Genomic DNA, 22,768 nt, shown 5'->3' with positions numbered 1-22,768 from the left:
AAAATCGATAAAGCACAAGCGTAAAAACACGTATGGCAGAACCAAGCAAACTTCCCTTAGGTAAGCTTTTGATCTCGAAAGGGGTCATCAGTGAAGATCAATTACGCATCGCACTAATAGAGCAAAAAGCAACCAGCCTGCCGCTCGGTAAGCTACTCATCACCTTAGGCTTTGTCACCGAAGCAACGGTACGTGAAGCACTAAGTGAAAATCTCAATCAGCAAAGCACCGATCTCACCAGCATCATCGCCGATGCCAATGCCATCAAATTAATATCGAAAGATGTGGCGAAGCGCTATCGCGTTTTCCCTATGGTATTCGATAAAAATTCGCGCAAGCTGATGTTAGCGATGGCGGATACCGCCAACATTGTCGCACTCGATCAAATCAGCGCCATGTTGGGAAAAGATATTGGTGTTACACCGATGCTGGCCAGTGAGTCGGATATCGTTAAAGCAATCGATCAATATTACGGATTTGAATTATCGATTGACGGCATTTTGCAAGAGATAGAAACCGGAGAAATTAATTACAAAAGTTTGCAATCGGTATCCGACGAATACAGCCAGCCGCTAGTCCGATTAATGGATGCGATTTTGGCTGATGCGGTTCAACAAAATGCCTCCGATATTCACTTCGAACCAGAAGAATTTTTCTTACGCATACGTTATCGTATCGACGGCATTTTGCGTCAGATTCGTAGTTTGCACAAAACCTATTGGCCGGCGATGGTGGTACGTCTAAAGGTCATGAGCAATATGAACATCGCTGAAACTCGCTCGCCGCAAGACGGCAGGATTTCAATCAATTTTTCTGGCAGACAAATTGATTTTCGTTCCGCCGCACAACCAACGACGCACGGTGAAAACGTTGTGTTACGTATTCTGGATCGCCAAAAAGGTTTAGTCCCTTTAGATAATCTAGGCTTAGAAGAAAACGATCTGATGTTACTCAAACTCATGATCGCGCGCCCTGAGGGAATCATTCTAGTCACGGGCCCAACTGGCAGTGGTAAGACTACGACCTTGTATTCCATTCTGAACCATGTCAATACGGATTCGGTCAATATCATGACCTTGGAAGATCCCGTTGAATATCCTATGCCCATGATACGTCAGACCTCAGTGAACGAATCGGCCAAAATGGGATTTGCCAGCGGTATACGCTCCATGATGCGACAAGATCCTGACATTATCTTAGTCGGTGAGATCCGTGATACAGAGACTGCAGAAATGGCATTTAGCGCCGCCATGACGGGTCATCAAGTGTATTCCACTTTACATACCAACTCCGCAATTGGTGCCATCCCGCGTTTACTCGACATCGGCATTTTGCCGGATATTATGGCCGGTAATATTATCGGTATCGTAGCGCAGCGTTTGGTTCGCAAACTATGTGTGCATTGTAAAGAAGCAGTCAATGCAGACGAGATGGAAAGACTATTATTGGGCATCAAAAAAGACGAACCACCGACCCGTATTTATCGCGCCGTTGGTTGCCCCCATTGCGTGCATCAAGGTTATAAAGGCAGGATGTCCATATTAGAGATTTTAAAAATTGATGGTGATTTAGATGATTTAATTGCCCGTCGAGCGACCCAACGTGAACTGCGTAAAGCCGCTATCGCGGGAGGATTCCGCCCACTGGTTGAAGATGCCGTAAGACGTGTATTGGAAGGCGTCACCAGCCTAGATGAAATATCGCGCGTGGTCGATCTGACCGATAGGTTAAAACCATGACGATGTACAGCTACAGCGCTATTAATAGCAACGGTAAAAAACAAAAAGGCAGCATGGATGCCGCGAATGTGCCTGAGCTAGAGCTACGCTTAAAGCGCATGGACTTAGACCTGATTGATTACAAAGAACAGGCTGCCAAATCGATCTCCTTAGGACGCGTCAAAGTCAGCCGCAAAGACTTGATCAATTTTTGCTTTCATATGGAGCAAATGACGGCGGCAGGTGTGCCAATATTAGAAGGCTTAGGCGACTTAAGAGATGGTGCGGAGAATATACGCTTTCGTGGTGTGATGGCTGACTTGATTGAAAACATTGAAGGTGGTTCACAATTATCCGAAGCCATGGAACGCTATCCCATGATTTTTGATCGCACTTTCACTAGCTTAATTACGGCAGGTGAAAAGACAGGACGCATTTCAGAAGTATTCCAGAGCTTAGGCGATAGCATCAAATGGCAAGATGAATTATCGGCTCAAACCAAAAAAATCATCATGTACCCACTCACCGTCGGCTGTGTCGTGATGGCCGTCATTTTCTTTTTGATGATTTATTTAGTACCGCAATTAATCGCTTTTATTACTAGCATGGGGCAAGAGCTACCGCTCCATACTCGCGCCTTAATCTTTGTATCTAATATTTTCATTCACTATTGGTATTTGGTACTAAGCTTGCCCTTCGTGCTATGGATAGGTGTAATACTGACTCTAAAAAACAGCCCCACCGCGCGCTTCAAAGCCGATGCCTACAAACTACGGATTTGGATGATCGGCCCTGTACTGCATAAAATTATTTTGTCGCGATTCGTCACTTTCTTCGCACTCATGTACGAGTCAGGTATTACGATTTTGGATTGCATACGTTTGTCCGAAGATATCGTGGATAACGAAGCGATCGCAGCAGGCTTACGTCGTGCTGGCACTTTGATTTCAGAAGGTCAAAGTGTGACAGCGGCGTTCCAGAGCACGGATATTTTCCCACCTATGGTGATACGCATGCTGAAAATCGGCGAGGCAACTGGTGCATTGGATACCGCGCTACGCAATGTAAGTTATTTCTACAACCGTGACATCAAAGAAATGATAGAGAAAGTCCAAGCCATGATAGGACCAGCCATGACGGTGATCCTAGGATTGACTTTGGGCTGGATTATGTTGGCCGTCATGGGACCGATTTACGATAATTTAACAAAACTAAAATAGAATAACCGGGAACGATTTTGGCTAAGCATCTGCTATATCTGACAAACAATCAATTAAGCGCCTGTATCTGGGATAAAGGCGTCTTGTCCAACGTCCAGATTTTTGATAACTATGCTAGCGGTTGGTCCAAGTTTGCCGAGTATTTAAAAGACACTGTCAAACTTTCCGCCTATTTTCTCACCGACTTGATCGAAGAAGATTTTCAACGCGACAGCCTTCCACATGTATATGGATCAGCCCGGAAAAATTTAGTAGAACGTCGTCTCAATTCCCTCTATCGCGACACCCCCTATCGCGAAGCCAGCCGACAAGGTCGCGCCAAAGAAGGACGCAAAGACGATCAGATGCTGTTTAGCGCACTGACTAATCCGCAATTATTGAAACCGTGGGTAGATGCGCTACAAAATTTAAAAATTGATATCGCTGGGGTTTATTCCGTTGCCTTGTTGAATCCCTATTTATTCAAACGTCTGAATTTAGGCAAGCAAGCATCGCTATTAGTCACACATCAATCCAGTGGGCTACGTCAGAGTTTTTTTCAAGATGGTTATTTACGGTTTAGTCGTTTAGCACCCGAGACTGCTTGGAGTCCAGAATCGATTGCCGACACCACAACTATTGAAATCGGCAAGACCCGCCAATTTTTGGCTAGCACCCGTCAGTTAGCGCGCGGCGCTCCGCTAGAAATTGTCGTCGTCGCGCAAGACGAGATACTGACGCATTTGCAATCCCGATCATACGAAGAAGACGGAACACATTATCGTTTCATTGATCTCAATGAAGCGCGTCAAGTGTTTAAGATGCCTGCCTCATTGGAATTGACTTATTGCGATCCGCTTTTCTTGTCCTTGTTGGGTTCCCAAAGAATTAGCAGTCATTACGCAACGGCGGAACAAACTCGCACGCATTATTATTCTCAGCTTAGAGACACACTCAATGTCGTCAGCGTCGCTAGCGTCGCGCTCGCTTTATTTTGGTCTGGCTCGAACGCCTTTGACGCCTACCATGCACATCAGTTTGCACAACAAGCAAAAATCGAAACCTTGAGCACACTAAGCAAATATCGTGAAACCGCTAATAGCATGCCCGCCACGGTCGCCAATCCACAAGAGATGCGAGCTGCCGTCGATTTAGAACGAATGCTGACTCAAAATGCGCCGGAACCAAGCGCGATATTAATCGCGCTCAGTCGTGCACTAGATGGATTACCTCAGATCAAAATCCATGAGCTAAATTGGAAAAGCAGCGAAACCGACGGCCGCCCCATTGATCCCAATGCCATGCCAGCACCGCCAGTTGATGGATCTGCACCAGTAGCGCCTGGTTTATTAGGTATCCCAAAACGGGCTTTTGAAATTCTTGAATTAGAAGCGGAAATTATTCCGTTTAAAAATGATTATCGCAGCGCGCTTGAAAGCGTTCAGTTGCTGGTTGATGAATTACAAAAAGATACGCACATCAAGGTCAATGTCGTCAAACCTGCCTTAGATACACGCCCCAGCGTAAAATTAGAAAGCCAGATTGGTAATGACGAAGCACTCGCAAAACCTCGTTTTAATCTGAAAATTATTTGGAAACCCTAAGATGGCGCAAAATCAACAGCCGCCTAGCAAATTAAATATCGGCACAGCAAAAGAGTCGGTCAAATTGCAAGGTTTTTTACACGAAGATTTTCCGATTATACGGCAGGCCTGCATACGTCTGGGAATTTGCTTGGCGATCGCCGCAGTCCTAATCGGTGGCTCACACTTTTTCTATTTGCAGCAAAGCGCGTTACAACAAGCTGCACAAACTGAACTGACCCAAGCACAAGGTAAATACACCTACGCGACCAATGAAAAAAACGACATCAAAGAATTCCAACCCAGATATATACAGTTGGTTGAACGTGGTTTTGTCGGTGAAGAAAAGCGTTTGGATATCGTCGAATTAATTCAATCCATTCAAGCAAAATATCGTTTGCTACCGATGAGCTATGAATTATTTCCACAACAAATTGTACCTATCGCAGAAATAGTAATGGAGCAGACAGGGGCACCCATTAACGCAGGCGAATTAGAATTACGCGCAAGTAGATTAGTTTTCCGCATGAATTTGCTTCACGAAATGGATATGCTCAATCTATTCAAAAGCTTGCGAGAACGCGGACAATTTATCCCCCAAGCTTGTAGCATAAAAACCAGCAATGCAATCAATTCACTGAGCACGCCGCAGCAATTAGAAGCTGAGTGTAGTTTGCAATGGGTGACGATGGGACGCCGAGCCGCAGTACCTGCTGATCAAGCCGCTACGCCAGCGCAATAGAAGTAAATTATTAAAGAAGAGTTCGCGATGCACTCACTAAGTAAACGACTGCAGAAAATTATTAAGCTACGTCACGGCAAAACTGATTTGCAAACCAGATCAAGGTTTTCTGTGGTGCTTTCACTCATGATATTTTTTAGTCACGCTCAGACTCAAGCTCAGGCTCAAGAGCCAAGTTTAGGGCGCCTATTTTCGACGCCAGCAGAGCGCGCTAATCTGGATCGTTTACGCCTGCAAAATAAATTGGGTGAAGTCGCTACCGAAACTGTCACAACTCCCGCTACAGAGATACCACCACAAGAATTTACCCATAATGGTTTTGTAAAACGCAGCAACGGCATGGAAACCACGTGGATAAATCAACAAGTCAATCTTAGTCAGAAAAATTTGCCCAATATCAAAGTGCGCCAGCAATTAAGTAAAGCCCCCACCGTCACGGTATTACTGCCATCAGGAAAACGTCAGGAGCTAAAAGTGGGGCAAAGTTTTGATGCCACAACTGGAAAAATACGCGAGGTCTATGAAGCAGCGCCGCCTAGGCCGCTGAAGAAAACCGAAGATAAACCTTAAGGTATTTATTAAGCGTGGGACTACAGCTTAGATCTGCGCCAGAGGTCTAGAACGCTAATGGATACGATCCTGCAAACTCGCTTTTTTCAGCACCTCGGATATCGTAGGATGCCTTACGTAATCATCAAAATGGCTGGAATTGATACCCGTGCTATACCGTGCAGCGCGATAAGTGCTAGCCTGAGTCGCAGGGAGATTTAAACCCAAATTCGCAAAATTCGGCATCTCATCGTCGCCTGCAATTTGCGTTCCCGGAGGTGGAACTGAGGCGATCACCCCTATCGTACCTGGTTGCAAGATACCCCGCGCGTTATAGGCTCCCGCCCCGGTTTCCCCATGAGAAATTAATACATACGCAGCACCACTACCCAGCACGCGATTATTAACTCGGGTAGCCCAAGCTGCCGCACCGCCAGTCCCATCCCAGACATCCAAACCCTTGCCAACCAAAAAAGTCGAGGGCGAAGTACATGAAGTTGGATTGGCGACGCAGGTCGGGGTAGGGCTACGGCAAGCACCACCACCAGCCACAGAACCGGTGCCTGAAATATCACAGTTACTCATATTCATCAGGCGCACAGCGGTTCCGGTCAACGCCGGATCGACTCTATAAGTCAGGCGAGCCCCCCAAGGATCGCGGGCGTCATCCTCACTTAATCCCAAAGTCACCCACGGCAATACGCCATGTGCTTGAGCCGTGCAACTGGCCAACTCCAAACCGACATTCGCTGTATTACTCACCATACGTCCATCAGCAGGGCAAGGTAGGCGTCGATGTTGTGCGACAAAACTGGCTAGGGCCAATTCAGCTTTATTTAAAACCTTGTTAATCCCTGTATTCTGTCCCAAGCGCCGCTGAGCATCAGACATCGCCCATTTTGCAAATACGGCAAGCGCCAAGATCGCGACTATGGCAACGATAACGAACAAGGCAATACCAGCCTGACGCCGCATAGAATTAGGGATGTGCGCGTGGTCCAAGATTGGCCTTCATCAAAACGGTCATGATAGTTGGATGACTCAGGTAGTCATCAAAGTGCGTGGCGGACACTCTATCGTCCATGGCTGCGTCGCGATAAGTGCTTGCTAGAGTGGCGGGCAAAATCAGAGGATTATTATTACGATTAGGAATCTCATTCGCTCCCGCCGCGATACTACCTGGTTGCAATAAGCCTTTCGCGTTATAGGCAGCCGTTCCACTGACACCATGCGAAATCAACACATAAGCAGCCCCAGTACCGGCACCTCGATTGTTTTGCCTTACACTCCAACCAGTGGCTCCATTAACGCCATCCCACACATCTAAACCCTTATTAAACAAAAACTCGGTCGGCGAAGTACAGCCAGTGGTGTTGGTGCACGAGGGCACAGGTGTTTTACAAGCGCTTATAGCAGGAAAAGGTGGTGTGGGAGCCAAACTCGAAGGATCACAATTACTCATATCCATTAAAGCAGGGAAAGGGCTACCTGCCGCTAGCGCAGGATCGACACGATAGCTAATACGTCCTCCCCAAGGATCGGTGATATCTGCTTCACTCAGCCCTAGAGTGATCCAAGGTACCACACCGTTTAGTTGATTATTTGGGTCACAAGTACCTTTGGGAGGTAATGTCGCAGGCGGTGGTCCGGCCGATAAAGTCTCTTGTCCTGCACCTGGAATGTCGCTAGCGATAGTGCCATTCGCAGGACAGGGCAAACGCTTATACTGCGTGACAAAATTTGCCAAGGCCGTATCTATGGTTTCTAACTGGGTTCGTATCGTACTGCGTTGCTGTCCTTCGCGCAGGCTACCGGTGACGCCGACGATCATGCCAAATGCTAAACCACCGATCAACAATACCAACGCAAGCTCAATTAAACTAAAACCTTGCGTTTTTCTTTTATTTTGCTGATTCATATTGATCCTTCAATTCTTATGATGGCCTTTCCGCGACTATTTTAACGATAAACATAAGCTCACTACCTGCTCAGCTGTAAATTCACAGATACTAAACCACACTATAATCCTAAATTCTGCCCTATATTTGATTTTGTCATAGTTCAAGCTATGCTATGCCTCAGCAGCGATATTCACACTAGCACCCACATCGACACCAGCACCTATGTTCAAACAAATTTATAGCATCGCCACTTACACCTTATTAGAAGCATTGCGCAATCGTTTGAGTTGGCTGATGCTAATCGTGGTTTTTCTTGGAATAGGTTTAAGTGGTTTCTTAAATGCTTTGGCATTAACCGAAAGTCAAGCAACCCAGTTGGCTTTATTGGCCGCATTCTTACGTTTTTCAGCCGCATTTTTACTGGCCACTTTTGTGGTGACCAGCATGGTGCGTGAGTTTAATGATAAAGGTCTGGAGTTACTACTCTCGCTGGCTTTGCCACGCGCCGCCTATTTGCTGGGAAAATTAGCGGGCTTTGCAGCTTTGGCCATCGTACCGGCGTTTTTATTTGGCGCACTCAGCTTATTTTTTAGTAGTCTGAACCAAAGTCTGCTATGGACGATTTCTCTAATTTTTGAACTTTGGATAGTCGCAGCTTTCGCGATGTTATGTGTACTGAGCTTTAATCAAATCATGGCGGCTTTAAGCGCAACTCTGGGATTTTATTTATTGGCAAGATCAATCACGGCCTTGCAACTCATCGCCAAAGAAGCACAACTTGAAACTAGTAGCTCACAACAATTCATGAGTATGGTCATGAATGGCGTCGCGGCCGTCATTCCCCATTTAGACAACTTCACCAAAACGGAATGGCTGGTGTATCAAACCGGACAATGGGCTGACTTGAAATTGATCGCATTACAAAGCACAATTTGTCTAGTGCTATTGGTGTCAGCAGGCCTATTTGACCTCTACCGCAAAAACATTTGAATGAGACGTCAAATCCATGCGTGAACGCCCAATTTCCTCAGTTCCCAAACCAGCGCTAGTATTATTAGCCTTGGCTTTTTTAGCACAACTACTTTGGCATTTTATGCAGCCAACACAGATAGCAAAAGCAGAAAACCTAATGGCGCCCCCCAGTTTAGCTAGCATGCGTTTGGCCAGTTTTGGTGAACCCATTGCGCTGTCTAAAGTCGCAATGTTATATGTACAAGCGTTTGACAATCAGGCCGGGCTTCATCTCTCATTTCAGCAGCTAGATTACACACAAATTGAAGCATGGTTAGATCGCTCAATAACGCTTGATCCGCGCTCTCAGTATCCCTTATTTGCGGCTAGCCAGCTCTACGGCGAAATCAATAATGAGGCCAAGCAAAGACGCATGCTCGATTTCATTTATCGTCAATTCCTACTCGATCCCAATCACCGCTGGAAAGCGCTAGCACATGCGGCGACGCTGGCACGCCATCGATTGAATGATCTCGCATTAGCACAAAAATATGCCCAAGCAATTCGCCTTTATGCAACTGCCCCAGAGGTGCCGAGCTGGGCCAAGCAAATGGAGATATTTTTATTAGAAGATATGAATGAATTAGAGCGCGCTAAAATTTTACTGGGCGGCTTATTGCAAAGTGGACAAATCAGCGATCCGCATGAATTCAAATTCCTTGAACAACGTTTGGCGGCGCTTGAAACTAGCTTGGCCAATAAAGTAAAAAAACCATGAATACAAGGCACGCGACTCACCTGCTGGTTGTCGATGATGATGCCGCATTGCGCATGATGCTCAGAGGCGTTCTGGAGCTTTCTGACTATCGTGTGAGCGAAGCCGATTCGCGTGACGCAGCACTCCGTGCATTAGCGGAAGCAAACGATATCGCGGTCGTCGTTCTTGATCTCGGTTTGCCGCCACATGCGCACGAAATAAGCGAAGGCATCGCCACACTACAGGCGATACAGGACGCGATTTTGCCAGTCAAAGTCATCGTGTTAACAGGGCAAGATCAAGAAGCAGCCGCGTTGGCTGCGATACGTGAAGGCGCCTTTGATTTTTTAGCCAAACCTGCCAGTGCGGACGCGATATTAAGAGCCGTGCGGCGTGCTGAATTATTTTTACAGAAGGAGCGTGAATTAGGCGCACAAGGCATTACCCGAATCGCAATCAATGCGCAAATCAGTGATGGGCTGAAAGGTGTGCGAGTTGATGCGGAAGAACGTCTGGTACGTCAAATCCTGAAAGAGACGGGATTCAATGTCAACCAAAGCGCCAAACGTCTTGGCGTGAAGCGCGAGAATATTTACTATTTTTTAAAAAAATTCGGTATCGAGCGCGATGCTTAATCTGCTCTACCCTCTGCTCATTGTCATCGGTGCCACGATAGGTTTGGTACTGGCGTACTTATGGTGGCAAGCACGTAGCGCGAGCAATCACAATCTGGCACTGATACGCCTCAATGAAGAACACAAATTCGATGCACCAGCGTTCTTGCAACATGCCTGGCCCTTATTAAAGAGCGCGGGGCTGATTGGCATACGCTGGCAATTTGACTGGTTTGGGGTCTTGATTCAAGCAGAAGAAGGTATCCGTCAAGGCAAGTCCATCAAACAAGAAATACATATAGGTGAAATGCACTTAAGCATAGCGTTTTTTCAAAGCCATCGCGGCGAAAAAAAATACTTTGATGCGACCTTGATAGAAACATTTTTATTACTGTTACGCAGTGATATGTGGATTAAAGCCGGTGCCGTCGATGCGACCTTGGCGCAAATGTCCAAACTCACATTATTCTTGCAACACGATATGAAAAATGTGGCGCAGTTTATTCAACTGATGGCCGATCAATTGGCCGACGTACCACAAGGCAAAGAATTACAAGTCTTAAACTATTTGCGTACCGCCGCGCCGCTCATGCGACAACGTGCTGACCGTATTGTACAAACACTGACCTTAGGGCAGGCCCAAAATGAAGTCATACGAACTGTCGATGTACCTCAACTATTAAACTCGCTGATCGATCTATATCAGCTCAATGCGGAAGTAAGCGGATCTGCCGCGATTGATATCGCGGAAACCAATCTGGAAGGTGCCTTAGAAAACATTCTAAAAAATTACAGCGATATCCACTTGCGTCTTGGTGGCGTCAAACCGCTAGTAAAAATCAAGGTAACGGAATCTTCAGCAGAGGTCAGCATCACCATCAGCTCCGACGACACACCCGCTATGCCACAGATAGAACGATTGTTTGAGCCATTTTGGAGTATGAGCCCACATGGCCTTGGCATAGGTTTATATCAAGCAAAACATTTACTAGAAAGCTGCGGTGCCAACTTGACGGTAAGCCACAACGCATATCAACAGCTTTCATTTACGCTACAGCTACCAAAAAAATTCGGCGGTGACATCAATCGAGAAGGCCCAAATTGAAGCTATATTTTCAAGTAATTTTAATAAGTGCATTTATCAAATTAAAAATTTAAATAATCTTTCTCAAGATACTTTAAATAGTTAAACCATCATAAACATTGCCGCATGTAAATAAATTAGACATCTTGCGCCAATTTTTCTTTGTGGTAACTTAGACTCTGTAAATTGTATTAGTTGGTGTCTTATCGTTTTATTTCGGTTTTATCGGTGTTTATTGTATTAATTTTGGAGTGTGTATGAAACAAATCAAATCTCAACAATCAGGTTTTACCTTGATCGAAATCGCTATCGTTCTGGTCATCATCGGCTTATTGCTAGGTGGCGTGTTAAAAGGCCAAGAAATGATAGAAAACTCTCGCATTAAATCAGTTGTTACTGATATGCGCGGCGTATCTACTGCATTCACAGGTTATTTTGATCGTTACCGCGCTTTGCCTGGCGATGAAACCAATGCCGTAGCGACCGGACGTGGTTGGAACGTCGGTGCAGCAGGCGGCAATGGTGACGGCACTTTAGTCATGGCACAGGCACAGACATTCACTAACGCAGCGGCTGAACAAGCAGCAATGTGGCAATTCTTACGTGCGTCAGGCTTCTTAACTGGCGATTCAACTGCAACTGGCGTTGCTGCCTTGCCACGTGCAGGCACTGGCGGCTTGATGGGGGCTAGTGTCACACCTTACGCATTGCAAGGTCCTTCTATTTGTGTTTCTGCACTGACCCATAAGCAGGCTCTTGGTGTTGATACAATTATTGATGGTGCAGCCGCAGCGAACAACACTGGTGACGCACGTGGTGCAGCAGGCGCAGCACCTTTGGCACCTACTGCTGCAGCACCAGCTGCAACCCCTTATAACGAAACATTAGCAACGACATGGACTATGTGCCGTCGTCTGCAATAAGTCTTACTAGCTAGAATAAAAAAGCCGGAAAATTTTCCGGCTTTTTTTACGTTTGCTCGAAGCTGTTACCCCAACTTTACCTAAAATATATATCAACAGGCCCTAGTGCTTACATAGCAGCAATCATTATGACTATGATGCTATGATGCTACGGTCAATTCTTCTTGTCGTTCATACCATGTCTAATACTGCCATCCACCTACAACAAGTTATTAAAAACTACGACAAAAAAACGGTCTTAAAATCAATTAATCTTGAGATCGCGCAAGGTGAGTTTTTTGGCTTGGTTGGCATGAATGGTGCAGGCAAAACGACATTACTCAAGTGTTTGCTAGATTTTTGCGCTATCGATCAGGGCAGTATAGAAATCTTCGGCGTTAGTAACCGATTAACCCAAGCACGAGAGTCTTTGGCCTTTTTGCCGGAACGTTTTATGCCGCCGTATTATTTGACCGGTAAAGATTTTTTGACTTACATGCTGCGCTTACAAAATATGAGGTATCAAGCCGAGACAGCCGAGCAAGCTCTACATGAACTCGATTTAGACCTGTCCGCTTTGAGCAAACCCGTCCGGTCTTACTCCAAAGGCATGACTCAAAAACTCGGCCTGGCGGCCTGCTTTTTGGCACAAAAAAAACTCTATGTATTAGATGAACCTATGAGTGGTCTCGATCCTAAAGCGCGCGCCTTGTTGCGGGCACGGCTACAGGCATTGCGTGAGCAAAATGGTACGCTGTTTTTCAGCTCACACGCCTTAGCTGATGTGGAAGGCATTTGTGATCGTATGGCGATTCTACATGAAGGCCAATTGCGCTTCGTCGGTAGCCCGCAAGCTTGCCGTCAACAATATGAGGCTGAAACCTTAGAGCAAGCCTATATGCGCTGTATCGCAAGCGCCTGAATAGTATTTATTTCTTGCCCATGCTAACTTAACACTCCTTACTAGCTAGCCTGCGTTCAATGCAGCGCAGAACGTTCTAGCAACGCGACAAAAGCATCGGCGGGAACCGCTTTTGAAAAATAAAATCCCTGATATTCGTCACATTGACACGATACGAGTGTCTCCAATTGAGTCGCATTTTCCACGCCTTCTGCGACCACTTTTAGACCTAAAGTCTTAGCCATCGCCACAATAGCCAACACAATGGCAGTGTCGTTTGAATCTCCCGGCATATCTTGAATGAAAGATCGGTCAATTTTCAAGCTATTGACAGGGAAGCGTTTTAAATATGCTAGAGATGAGTAGCCAGTGCCAAAATCGTCGATAGATAAAGTGTAACCAGCCGCATTTAAACCATCCATATGTTGTATGGCACGTTCGTGATTATTCATGACCATGCTCTCGGTAATTTCAAATTCAATATCGCGTGGTTGCACTTGCCAAAAATCGATTACCTTCTGCAATTCATCTAAAAGAAAATCATCATTAAATTGCGCCCCCGACAAATTAATTGCCACTCGTCCAAATTCACTATTCATACTTTTAAAATGCACGATGTCACGGCATACCATATCTAACACTTGCATTCCCATACGACCCACCAGTCCAGCTTCCTCGGCGAGAGTAATAAATTGTGCGGGCAAAATAATGCCGTTTTCGGGATGATTCCAGCGTACCAAAGCTTCGGCACCAAGGATTTTACCTGTGGTAACACACACTTTAGGCTGGTAATACACCAAGAATTCACGATTATCTAAAGCGCGTCGCAGTTGTGCCTCAAACGCCAAACGCTCTATGGTGTGAACGTTCATGTGCGCATCATAGAATTGGTAATTATTCTTACCATTGTGTTTGGCGCGATACATCGCTATCTCTGCATTTTTCATCAGCACTTGAGCATCAGTACCATCTTGTGAAAATACCGCAATACCAATACTCGCACTGATCTGCAATTCTTGCCCATTGATCTCAAATGGTGTGGCAACCGCTTGCAATAGCTTGTCGGCGATATCGGTTAGTTCACGCGGCGTTTTATACCGATCAAGCAACAACATAAACTCATCGCCGCCCACTCTGGCTATCGTATCGGACTCCGACAAACTGGCCTTGAGACGCTCGGCAACCTTGCGTAAAACATTGTCCCCTTCATCATGATCAAAACTATCGTTGATCGCTTTAAATCTATCTAGATCGAGCAAGAGCACCGCTAAACTACCATCGGTGTCATCCGCATAAATTAAGGCTTTCGATAAATACTGACTGAACAAAAAGCGATTCGGTAATTTAGTGATGTCATCATAGTGCGCCAAACGTATCGCTTTTTCTTCCGCGCGCTTACCTTCAATGGCGATACTCGATACATCAGTAGCGATACTAATCAAACTTAAATCTTCATTGCTCAAAGCAACGGTAGATTCTGAAAATAAAGTGAAGGTTCCTAGGACCAAACCAGTTTTCCCCATGATGGGCCATGAGCCTACCGCAGCATAATTCGCCAACAACTTACGTTGGGCAATAAATTCCATAGAAGGAGAACGAGGTATGTCTTGCGTCCAAACTGGAACCACATCAATCACCGCTTCGCTCCAAACGCCATTGCCATAACACACGGGCGCTTCGGTGAGCTGACGGCGTAAGATTTCAGGAAAGTGATGACCTATGGTTTGGGTAAATACTTTTTGATCGACGGTCAATAACTGTACGCCACAATGCCAATGTGGATTATTACGTTCCACGAAATGACAGGTGTCGACCAATATCGATTCCAGACTTTCACTACTACCGATCAATTGCAATAATTGATTTTGCCCTTGTAGCAAACGCTCAGCATGTTTGCGCAAGGAGATATCACGCATCACACAAAACACCATGGCTTCAGCCGAGATTTTGACCCGACTCAAAGTCACTTCGCTATACCAATCTTTACCGCGTCTGTGGGCAATCCATTCAAATTTTTGCACTTTCCCTTTAAACGCTAAATCGACAAATTTCTTAATCGCCTCTGCCTTCTTGGCGGCGACTGTAGGCTGCGTATAACGCAAGTCAGCAGAAAACTCGCTAATGTCCAAGAGCACGAAATCATCTTTACTATCGACCGCCAACATTTCCAAAGCGTTCTGATTACCATCAACAAAGTTATACGATTTGTCTATCAATAAAATGCCGTCTTGCGCGTCCTGAAACAGCATACGGTAGCGGCGTTCACTCTCACTCAATTTTTCACGTGAGAGGCGCAAGCTAGTGACTTTGCGATATAACAAATACGCCAGTAATAAGGTAAAACTAATGGAAATTGAGGCGATCAATATTTTTTGTTCCAAGCGCTTACGCCATTCCAACAACACAGTATCCAGATCACGACTAAACACCACCGCTAAGGGAAAATCATTCATTTTCAAATAGGTGTAAGTCATTAACTGATCGGGACTTTGCAAAGCACTTTCTACCCGCCCATTTTCGGCAAAGCTATCCTGCACGCTTTGCGCAATGGCACTATCAATTTTTTGATTCTGTGTCTGATTTCGAGTTTGATTTGGTGCCATGCCTGCGACCTGTCCGGCCTGCACGATCAATTGCCCCTCTTTATCATAGAGAGAGATTTTTGCGCCTGCGTCTTTGGCAACACGTTCATAAAATTCTTGAAAATAACTCAGACTAATATCTGCCTGTACTTGTCCAATGGGGCGTCCATTGGCGTCGAACAAATTTCTAGCTAAGGGTAAAACCTGTTGATTGGTTTTTTTCACAGAAAATGGCTTACCGATCACGACATTGCGTTGATACGCATTGGCAGCCTTAGTTAACTCCACGATATGCGCCTGACTGGACATATCTTGTACTTCCACGGAGAAACGCAAAGAAGACGCCCACAGCATGCCACGTGTGTCAATTAAAGACAGAGCATAAATAAACTGAGAATCTCGTCGTTGACTACTCAAAATCTGACGCGCCTGAGCTTCATCTTTTAAAAAAGTGTCGCTCTTCGTTTGCAACTCTTCACCGATTGCAACAACCGCTCGAGATGCGTCGTTCAAAGCGCGGTTAGCATGTTCCTCTAAAATTCTGACGCTCAATAAACTATTGCGAGTGGCCGCACTTAAAGTCAGACTTTTATCCTGAGCGATAGCCCACCAAGTTTGCGCAACGATGACCGAGACGATTAATAAGACACAAAACAAAAGCGCCCAAATCGGGACTTCCCACGCTTCTTGTTTTTTCTTATCTTTAGACGCCATGCTTCACCTCTTCCTCAGCCAATGTAGACTACATCTGACTGTCAGCCAGTTCTATGCGGATAGAATCTCAGAATCAAAAATCATCAGAATATCCAGCAAATATCCAATCAATATCCGAGCAAGTGTATCACCGCATTTACAGAGTACCAACAAAACATGTGACATGCCGTCGTAAAAGCTTAGCAACTAACGATTGACTAGCGATGATTACGGTATCGGAAACTGAGATAACTGAAATTACTGAGATAGAGGAAGGGCGCGCCGCGTGTTTAAGAAACTAAGGAAGAAACTGAGTAGCAACTACATCTAAAGCGTATCAATTGAAACTGGCTTGAACTAACTCGCTGATCAATGGAATGGAATTTGTGGGCGCTGTTTATCTCCCCGTCTTGGATCAAATCAGATTTTCTAGCAATCTGATCGAGTGAAAATTGAAGCAGGCCGGTAGGCCGGATTCTGTTACGGCGCTTTGCATTGCTACATCGCGCTATGACAATCATTCCTCTAGGCGATGGATTGCTCCACCGCTCAAGCTTTCTACCCGCACGCTCAGCGAGCCACCTCAACGCGTGCCTATTTGAAATTGCTCCGAGTGGAGGTTACCGCGTTTCACCCTTTGTGGTTTAGCATAGACTTACGCCCGCTACTCCCCAAAGACTCGTCTCTGTGGCCCTATTCCTCGCCTTATACCTCAGCTTGCGCCTTGGCTTTCAACGTACGGCCGTTAGCCGTCACCCTGCTCTATGGAGTCCGGACCTTCCTCCCGTCACCGTGCGAACACGGCAACCAGCGATTGTCTGGCCTGCTTCGGGCGCTATTGTACTAGTTTTTCGTGGTCCTAGCTTTTTGCATTCAACATCTTTTGCTTCAAAGATTCGTCTGCCGGGACATTACCTATCCAGATTTTTAACACCGCGTTATAAAACGCTGGATCATTAATTGTTTCACCGACTTTCTGGCCATTAAACTGGCAAACAATGCCTGTGCCAGGTATCCAGTCGAAAGTCAAAATATCGCCCTTCTTCAGTACCGGCACCAGCGAAAACATCTGCCCAAAGGTGATCATCGGTTTCACTAGTTTTGAACGTTCAGCAATATCAAGATTGTTTTTTAAGCCATCCATAAAACGCTGTCCCAAATCATCATTACTCAAGTCGCGCATCATCACCAAAGTGACGCGTTTAGCGCCAGGCAGGCCCAATACGTCAGGAGTGGTCGATTTCAATTCGGGCAAATAAAGGGCGGCCACATAAACTTTAAAAAACACCTTATATCGAACACCTGCGCCATTTAATTTCAGGGCTTGTGTGCCAACTTGCACCGTATCCTCAAGCTTGACGCCAGACACCACCGTGTCAGCCAAAGCAGGAGTAGTTAAGAAAGCGGCGCAAGCAAGGCTGAGCAATGCTATTCGTTGCGCCAAGCGATGCTTGGTCATTGATATAAAGTTCATGGTGTCTCCTAGATTTTATAAATACCATTTCAAAATTTTTTTGAATGGCTGTGTTTTTCCACCAATAAAAGATAGTGAAAAACCCCACTACACGCAAGCAATTGATAATGAAAAGTAGAGTTTTGGAGTGCATCCTCCAAAAATATCAAAATAACACAATCCTACATCGACGCTCACTCTAGATCGCTCTGTCCGTAGCGCATTTGGCTGAGCACCCTATTTCTGTTAGCGTATCGCTTTTAAGGCTATGCGCCTGCTAGTTCCAACACCTTTACCCTATATACCTTATGTCAATAACAAAATCTACTTCTCGATCTGGTGTTCGATCTGGTGGTCAATTGGTGGTCGACGCCTTGCAGGTGCATGGTGTCGAATTTATTTTTGGCGTACCTGGTGAGAGCTATTTGCCCGTGCTCGACGCCTTACATGATAGCCCTATCCGTTTTATTATCAACCGCCAGGAAGGCGGCTCCGCTTTTATGGCAGAAGCCTACGGTAAATTGACCGGTAAACCCGGAATATGCTTTGTCACACGTGGCCCGGGCGCGACCAATGCTGCAATAGGTGTCCACACGGCGCAACAAGATTCGACGCCGATGATCTTATTCATTGGTCAAGTTGGTAATGATTTTGTCGAACGCGAAGCCTTCCAAGAAATCGATTACCGTCGTATGTATGGCACGATGGCGAAATGGGTGGCGCAAATTGATCGTGCCGACCGCATTCCCGAATACATTGCCCATGCGTTTCAAGTCGCCACTAGCGGTCGTCCAGGGCCAGTCGTATTAGCGCTACCCGAAGACTGTTTGTCGGCGCAAGCCAGCGTTGCCGATACCCGTGCCTACACTGCGATTCAAGCCGCACCGTCAATTGCACAAACAGCACTCATCAGAAATTATTTGGCAGAGGCAAAACGACCCGTCGTGATCTTAGGTGGCGGCGGCTGGAATCAAGCAGCCTGTAGCCACATCGCGCAGTTTATCGAAGCCAATCACTTACCTACAGGCTGCGCTTTCCGATTTCAAGATTTGCTAGCGAATACCCACCCCAATTACATAGGCGATATTGGTATCGGAATTAATCCCAAATTAGCACAACGCATTAAAGACGCCGATTTGATCTTAGCGATAGGACCGCGCTTAGGCGAAATGACCACCAGCGGCTATAGCTTGTTGGAAACGCCCGTTCCCAAACAAAAACTCATACACATACACAGCGATGCGCTGGAACTAGGTCGGGTTTATCAAGGCGAATTAATGATTAATAGCGGTATGCCACAAATCGCCGAGGTTTTAAGTCAAATGGAACCCGTCAACAGCGATGCTTGGCACCACACCGTCAGCGATGCAAAATCCGAATTACTTGCTTGGCAAACCGAACCCGCAATCTTCGCGCAAGAACAAGCCCCGCTCAATTTATGGCAGCTTGTCCGTCATTTGCAGCAAGCCTGTCCCGCCGACACCATTATCACTAATGGCGCAGGCAATTACGCCACATGGGCACATCGCTACTTTCAATATGGTGGTTTCCGTACTCAATTGGCACCGACCTCAGGTGCCATGGGCTATAGCATGCCGTCCGCGATTGCCGCCAAAATCGTGCAACCCGAGCGCACGGTAGTGGTCTTTGCAGGCGATGGCGAATATCTGATGAATGGACAAGAACTGGCGACTGCGGTGCAATACCAAGCGGGGGTAATTATTTTGGTATTCAATAACGGCATGTACGGCACCATACGTATGCATCAGGAAAAAACATTTCCTGGCAGGGTATCGGGTACACAATTACACAATCCTGATTTCGCTGCATTAGCACGAGCCTACGGCGCGTCTGGCGAAGTAGTAGAAAAAACCGACGACTTCGCCCCCGCTTTAAGCCGCGCTTTGGCGCACACGCGTGAGCAAAATCTGCCCGCATTAATCGAGCTTAGATACGATGGCAATCTAATTACACCTGGTGCAAGTTTACACAACTTGCGCCAGCAGGCGCTGGCCAATAAGTTACCAATAGGTTGCCAATAAGCCCCCTCCTAGCGTCGATTTCTCTGCGCCAGATTAAGACCATCGATGAAAAACCGTACTACACTCGAACAGCAATACAAACCAATGAGGAGACGTAATGAGGATTTCATTTCATGGTGCAGATCAAGATGTCACAGGCTCTTGCCACTTGATTCAATGTGCGGGTAAAAAAATTTTAATCGACTGCGGAATGTTCCAAGGAGGCCGCGATTTATCCGAAGAGAACGCAGAAGATTTCGGATTTGCTGCCAGCGAAATCGACTATGTCTTATTGACTCACGCTCATCTCGATCATTGCGGACGCTTGCCTTTATTAGTGAAGCGTGGTTTTCGTGGAGAGATTATTGCTACCGCCGCAACCAAAGATTTAGCGCGTTTGGTCTTGCTGGACTCGGCCCATTTACAAGAATCTGAAGCGAAATTTCAAGCCAAAAAATTTGCGCGACACAGCGATGCCGAACCGCCTGAAGCTTTATACACGCTGTACGACGCAACTCGTTGTTTTGACTATTTTGGGCGCGAAGCACAGTATGAACACGGCATCCACATCGCTCCCGGAATCACTGTCACCTTCTATGAGGCAGGTCATATTTTAGGCTCGGCTTGCGTGTATTTAGATTTAAAAGAAGAAGGCAAACATTGTCGTGTTTTGTTTTCCGGCGATTTGGGTAGTAATGGCAGAAAAATTTTACGCGATCCTGCACCACCGCCCAAAGCGGATGTGGTCGTCATGGAGACGACCTATGGTGATCGCTTACATCGCTCACTGGACGATTCGGTCGCAGAGTTATACCAAGCCATACATACGACGTTCGCACATGGTGGCAATGTCATCATTCCTACTTTCGCCTTAGAACGTGCGCAAGAAATCCTTTGGTATTTACGCGAAGGCGTGGAGCGAGGCATCCTACCGGCCGCTATGCACGTTTTTTTAGATTCACCGATGGCTATCTCGGCAACTGAAATTTTTCGTCATCACCCCGAATGTTATGACGAAGAAAGCGCCAGTCTATTTAAGCAAGGCAGAGATCCATTTCATTTATCTAATTTGCATATCACGCGCGATCTGGCAGACAGCATGGCGATCAATCGTATCAATGGTGGTGCGGTCATACTGGCAGGTTCGGGCATGTGTACCGGAGGACGGGTGCGTCATCACCTGAAACATCATCTGTGGCGCAAAAATGCCAGTATCGTATTCGTCGGCTTTGCAGCAAAAGGAACTTTGGCGCGCAAAATTATTGATGGAGCGCGAAGTGTGTATTTTCTGGGAGAAGACATTTCGGTGAACGCCAACATCTACACCATCAATGGATTTTCCGCCCATGCGGATAGAGATGAATTACTCGCCTGGCACCAACACACTCATGCGAAAAAAACTTTCTTAGTTCACGGTGAAGAAGATGTGATGCATATTTTTGCAAAGCATCTCAAGGGAGCAGGTCACACTGACGTCATCATCCCGAGTAAATCTCAGGTATTTGAACTTTGTAATAACCAGTAATTAGGTGGATTCCCCAGCCCGGAGTAAAATTCTTATTTTACCTAGCTTGTCGCATGCGCCAATAGCACTCAAACGCCAATGCGCAAGCGAATGACATTCACATTTGGAGTAACAATGATCGCTCAACAGAGTTTTAAATCCGCTTACATTTGCTTAATCACTAGCCTCATCGCTGGTGTCGCCACACCAGCGATTGCCGATACTAAATTCACTCAATTAAAAAACTTAAATCAAAGCGAATTCCATAAACTCGCGACAGATTTGACTGCGGTTAGTAGCTATAAGGCCGTCACGCCAGCAACACCACTAGGCATCACCGGCTTTGATATTGGAGGAGAACTGAGCTCCACCCAACTAGACAATAGTGCGGTTTGGAAAAAAGCTGGCGCGGATGTCTCAAGCTTGTATATCCCTAAAATTCATGTGCACAAAGGTTTGCCTTTCAATATCGATGTCGGCGCATCACTTAGCGCAGTGCCTGATTCTGATATTAAATTATTCGGCGCCGAAGCACGCTATGCCTTAATCGAAGGTGGCGTTGCAATTCCTGCCGTATCGATACGTGGGGCTTACACGAAATTATCAGGCGTCAGCCAATTGAGTTCAAACACCAAAAGCGTAGAACTGCTAGCCTCTAAGGGTTTCGTCATGTTCACTCCCTATGTGGGAATCGGACGAGTCTGGGGCGCGGTAACACCGAATGTGGGCGGCTTACAAAAAGTGTCTCCAACAGCGAATAAACTTTTCGCTGGGATTAACGCCAATCTTGGATTAGTCAACTTAGGCGCAGAGTTGGATCGTACTGGCGACAACGATACGATTAGCGTCAAAGTTGGCTTCCGCTGGTAAACCTCGGCACTAAAGGTTTCAAAGGTTCAAAATGAACACCTTAACTTAAATCGTCCATAACGATGTCTGCGCCATCCATGTCTTATTATTGTCTGGGCGAACGTGCTGTCGTCATGCAAGCGCGCTCGGACAAAATAGATCTAATTTGCCAGAAAAAAATATGGCATGTGGCGCAGCAAATGAGAGATCTCGGTCTCTGTATCGACATCGTGCCCGGCATGAATAATCTGACGGCAATATTTGATCCGCTGCGGTATTCTGGCGAGGAAATTTTGATCACTTTGAAAGATCTATTTCAACGTAGCAAAGATCAATTTCAGGGTGGGCGCGAAGTCATCATTCCCGTACATTACGGTGGCGATGCTGGACCAGACTTGGCCTTGGTCGCGGAGCATTGTCAATTATCTGTTGAAGACGTGGTGAAGCAACATTGCGCCGCTAACTACGTTGTCTATTTTTTAGGCTTTCAACCGGGCTTTGCTTATCTTGGTGGATTACCCGATAATCTTACAACCCCTAGACGGGCGGAACCGCGCTTACGTGTACCCGCAGGATCAGTAGGAATCGGTGGTCGTCAAACTGGCATCTATCCTGCGGCTAGCCCCGGCGGCTGGCAATTGATTGGTCATACGACACTTACACTTTTTGATCCGCAACAAAACAATCCCACCTTATTGCAACCAGGTGACACGGTTCGTTTTGTTGCTGAGCATATTCAGCTCTGTCAATCCGACGAGTGAGGGA

At 46.2% G+C, this 22,768-nt stretch carries 19 protein-coding genes and 1 other RNA gene; 15 read left to right on the top strand and 5 right to left on the bottom strand.

The features are described 5' to 3' along the window. Window positions 1-32: 32 nt before the first annotated feature. Genes ACFFJH_RS10475 through ACFFJH_RS10455 form a run of 5 tightly spaced genes read left to right on the top strand, consistent with a single transcriptional unit; the run spans window position 33 to window position 5,812 of the window. Window positions 33-1,739 (top strand): GspE/PulE family protein, encoded by a 1,707-nt coding sequence (locus tag ACFFJH_RS10475; protein ID WP_390212279.1) that lies wholly within the window; start codon window positions 33-35, stop codon window positions 1,737-1,739. Continuing rightward, a complete protein-coding gene (locus ACFFJH_RS10470; protein ID WP_390212277.1) occupies window positions 1,736-2,938 on the top strand; it encodes a type II secretion system F family protein in 1,203 nt (400 codons plus the stop codon). Before ACFFJH_RS10475 ends, ACFFJH_RS10470 begins: the two co-directional genes overlap by 4 nt. 17 nt (window positions 2,939-2,955) lie before the next feature. Then, entirely contained in the window at window positions 2,956-4,521 is a 1,566-nt protein-coding gene (locus ACFFJH_RS10465) for a hypothetical protein (RefSeq protein ID WP_390212276.1), read from the top strand. Between the two features lies 1 nt (window position 4,522). Further along, window positions 4,523-5,242 (top strand): hypothetical protein, encoded by a 720-nt coding sequence (locus ACFFJH_RS10460; protein WP_390212275.1) that lies wholly within the window; start codon window positions 4,523-4,525, stop codon window positions 5,240-5,242. Window positions 5,243-5,269: 27 nt separating this feature from the next. Further along, complete coding sequence (locus ACFFJH_RS10455; protein ID WP_390212274.1) at window positions 5,270-5,812, top strand: hypothetical protein; 543 nt, start codon at window positions 5,270-5,272, stop codon at window positions 5,810-5,812. 54 nt (window positions 5,813-5,866) lie between these two features. On the opposite strand, the gene ACFFJH_RS10450 is transcribed toward ACFFJH_RS10455, so the two are convergent. Together ACFFJH_RS10450 and ACFFJH_RS10445 are read right to left on the bottom strand one after the other, a co-directional pair. Beyond that, entirely contained in the window at window positions 5,867-6,793 is a 927-nt protein-coding gene (locus ACFFJH_RS10450) for a type II secretion system protein (RefSeq protein WP_390212271.1), read from the bottom strand. Further along, window positions 6,771-7,709, bottom strand: a complete 939-nt coding sequence (locus ACFFJH_RS10445) for a type II secretion system protein (RefSeq protein WP_390212269.1) — start codon at window positions 7,707-7,709, stop codon at window positions 6,771-6,773. The genes ACFFJH_RS10450 and ACFFJH_RS10445 overlap by 23 nt, the downstream gene beginning before the upstream one ends. 205 nt (window positions 7,710-7,914) lie before the next feature. On the opposite strand from ACFFJH_RS10445, the gene ACFFJH_RS10440 reads away from it, so the two are divergent. The 6 genes from ACFFJH_RS10440 to ACFFJH_RS10415 all read left to right on the top strand — a co-directional run bounded on the left by ACFFJH_RS10440 (window position 7,915) and on the right by ACFFJH_RS10415 (window position 12,922). Further along, window positions 7,915-8,682 carry an ABC transporter permease gene (locus ACFFJH_RS10440; RefSeq protein WP_390212267.1) on the top strand — a complete coding sequence of 256 codons (768 nt, stop codon included), beginning with the start codon at window positions 7,915-7,917 and terminating at the stop codon, window positions 8,680-8,682. Between the two features lie 16 nt (window positions 8,683-8,698). Then, window positions 8,699-9,421 (top strand): hypothetical protein, encoded by a 723-nt coding sequence (locus ACFFJH_RS10435; protein WP_390212265.1) that lies wholly within the window; start codon window positions 8,699-8,701, stop codon window positions 9,419-9,421. After that, the gene (locus ACFFJH_RS10430) at window positions 9,418-10,035 is read left to right on the top strand and encodes a response regulator (protein ID WP_390212263.1); all 618 of its coding nucleotides are present in this window, start codon (window positions 9,418-9,420) and stop codon (window positions 10,033-10,035) included. Before ACFFJH_RS10435 ends, ACFFJH_RS10430 begins: the two co-directional genes overlap by 4 nt. Continuing rightward, window positions 10,028-11,119 carry a sensor histidine kinase gene (locus tag ACFFJH_RS10425; RefSeq protein ID WP_390212261.1) on the top strand — a complete coding sequence of 364 codons (1,092 nt, stop codon included), beginning with the start codon at window positions 10,028-10,030 and terminating at the stop codon, window positions 11,117-11,119. The genes ACFFJH_RS10430 and ACFFJH_RS10425 overlap by 8 nt, the downstream gene beginning before the upstream one ends. 236 nt (window positions 11,120-11,355) lie before the next feature. Next, complete coding sequence (locus ACFFJH_RS10420; protein WP_390212259.1) at window positions 11,356-12,021, top strand: prepilin-type N-terminal cleavage/methylation domain-containing protein; 666 nt, start codon at window positions 11,356-11,358, stop codon at window positions 12,019-12,021. Window positions 12,022-12,199: 178 nt separating this feature from the next. After that, window positions 12,200-12,922 (top strand): ABC transporter ATP-binding protein, encoded by a 723-nt coding sequence (locus ACFFJH_RS10415; RefSeq protein WP_390212257.1) that lies wholly within the window; start codon window positions 12,200-12,202, stop codon window positions 12,920-12,922. A 56-nt stretch (window positions 12,923-12,978) separates the two neighbouring features. Here ACFFJH_RS10415 and ACFFJH_RS10410 read toward each other — a convergent pair whose 3' ends face one another. The 3 genes from ACFFJH_RS10410 to ACFFJH_RS10400 all read right to left on the bottom strand — a co-directional run bounded on the left by ACFFJH_RS10410 (window position 12,979) and on the right by ACFFJH_RS10400 (window position 17,650). After that, complete coding sequence (locus ACFFJH_RS10410; protein WP_390212254.1) at window positions 12,979-16,197, bottom strand: bifunctional diguanylate cyclase/phosphodiesterase; 3,219 nt, start codon at window positions 16,195-16,197, stop codon at window positions 12,979-12,981. 429 nt (window positions 16,198-16,626) lie between these two features. Then, an RNA gene (gene rnpB / locus ACFFJH_RS10405) (RNase P RNA component class A) lies at window positions 16,627-17,006 on the bottom strand. 29 nt (window positions 17,007-17,035) lie between these two features. Next, complete coding sequence (locus tag ACFFJH_RS10400) at window positions 17,036-17,650, bottom strand: chalcone isomerase family protein (protein WP_390212252.1); 615 nt, start codon at window positions 17,648-17,650, stop codon at window positions 17,036-17,038. A 287-nt stretch (window positions 17,651-17,937) separates the two neighbouring features. Here ACFFJH_RS10400 and ACFFJH_RS10395 point away from each other — a divergent pair, with 287 nt between their 5' ends. The 4 genes from ACFFJH_RS10395 (at window position 17,938) to pxpB (ending at window position 22,764) form a co-directional block, all read left to right on the top strand. Beyond that, window positions 17,938-19,671, top strand: coding sequence for a thiamine pyrophosphate-binding protein (locus tag ACFFJH_RS10395; protein ID WP_390212250.1), 1,734 nt, complete (start codon window positions 17,938-17,940; stop codon window positions 19,669-19,671). Between the two features lie 97 nt (window positions 19,672-19,768). Next, window positions 19,769-21,175 (top strand): MBL fold metallo-hydrolase RNA specificity domain-containing protein, encoded by a 1,407-nt coding sequence (locus ACFFJH_RS10390; RefSeq protein WP_390212247.1) that lies wholly within the window; start codon window positions 19,769-19,771, stop codon window positions 21,173-21,175. A gap of 114 nt (window positions 21,176-21,289) precedes the next feature. After that, window positions 21,290-22,024, top strand: a complete 735-nt coding sequence (locus tag ACFFJH_RS10385) for a hypothetical protein (RefSeq protein ID WP_390212245.1) — start codon at window positions 21,290-21,292, stop codon at window positions 22,022-22,024. 77 nt (window positions 22,025-22,101) lie between these two features. Then, window positions 22,102-22,764, top strand: a complete 663-nt coding sequence (gene pxpB / locus ACFFJH_RS10380) for a 5-oxoprolinase subunit PxpB (RefSeq protein ID WP_390212243.1) — start codon at window positions 22,102-22,104, stop codon at window positions 22,762-22,764. Window positions 22,765-22,768: the final 4 nt, after the last annotated feature.

Origin of the sequence: Affinundibacterium danionis, assembly GCF_042432465.1 — a bacterium.
Taxonomy (GTDB): Bacteria; Pseudomonadota; Gammaproteobacteria; order Burkholderiales; family Burkholderiaceae_D; genus Undibacterium; species Undibacterium danionis.
This window is presented reverse-complemented; position numbering and strand designations above follow the sequence as displayed.

Coding starts and splice junctions, on each gene's coding strand:
- ACFFJH_RS10460 (WP_390212275.1), top strand. CDS start 4,523: ATGGCGCAAAATCAACAGCCGCCTAGCAAATTAAATATCGGCACAGCA.
- ACFFJH_RS10410 (WP_390212254.1), bottom strand. CDS start 16,197: ATGGCGTCTAAAGATAAGAAAAAACAAGAAGCGTGGGAAGTCCCGATT.
- ACFFJH_RS10470 (WP_390212277.1), top strand. CDS start 1,736: ATGACGATGTACAGCTACAGCGCTATTAATAGCAACGGTAAAAAACAA.
- ACFFJH_RS10455 (WP_390212274.1), top strand. CDS start 5,270: ATGCACTCACTAAGTAAACGACTGCAGAAAATTATTAAGCTACGTCAC.
- ACFFJH_RS10390 (WP_390212247.1), top strand. CDS start 19,769: ATGAGGATTTCATTTCATGGTGCAGATCAAGATGTCACAGGCTCTTGC.
- ACFFJH_RS10445 (WP_390212269.1), bottom strand. CDS start 7,709: ATGAATCAGCAAAATAAAAGAAAAACGCAAGGTTTTAGTTTAATTGAG.
- ACFFJH_RS10395 (WP_390212250.1), top strand. CDS start 17,938: ATGTCAATAACAAAATCTACTTCTCGATCTGGTGTTCGATCTGGTGGT.
- ACFFJH_RS10420 (WP_390212259.1), top strand. CDS start 11,356: ATGAAACAAATCAAATCTCAACAATCAGGTTTTACCTTGATCGAAATC.
- ACFFJH_RS10400 (WP_390212252.1), bottom strand. CDS start 17,650: ATGAACTTTATATCAATGACCAAGCATCGCTTGGCGCAACGAATAGCA.
- ACFFJH_RS10435 (WP_390212265.1), top strand. CDS start 8,699: ATGCGTGAACGCCCAATTTCCTCAGTTCCCAAACCAGCGCTAGTATTA.
- ACFFJH_RS10385 (WP_390212245.1), top strand. CDS start 21,290: ATGATCGCTCAACAGAGTTTTAAATCCGCTTACATTTGCTTAATCACT.
- ACFFJH_RS10430 (WP_390212263.1), top strand. CDS start 9,418: ATGAATACAAGGCACGCGACTCACCTGCTGGTTGTCGATGATGATGCC.
- ACFFJH_RS10475 (WP_390212279.1), top strand. CDS start 33: ATGGCAGAACCAAGCAAACTTCCCTTAGGTAAGCTTTTGATCTCGAAA.
- ACFFJH_RS10425 (WP_390212261.1), top strand. CDS start 10,028: ATGCTTAATCTGCTCTACCCTCTGCTCATTGTCATCGGTGCCACGATA.
- pxpB (WP_390212243.1), top strand. CDS start 22,102: ATGTCTTATTATTGTCTGGGCGAACGTGCTGTCGTCATGCAAGCGCGC.
- ACFFJH_RS10440 (WP_390212267.1), top strand. CDS start 7,915: ATGTTCAAACAAATTTATAGCATCGCCACTTACACCTTATTAGAAGCA.
- ACFFJH_RS10415 (WP_390212257.1), top strand. CDS start 12,200: ATGTCTAATACTGCCATCCACCTACAACAAGTTATTAAAAACTACGAC.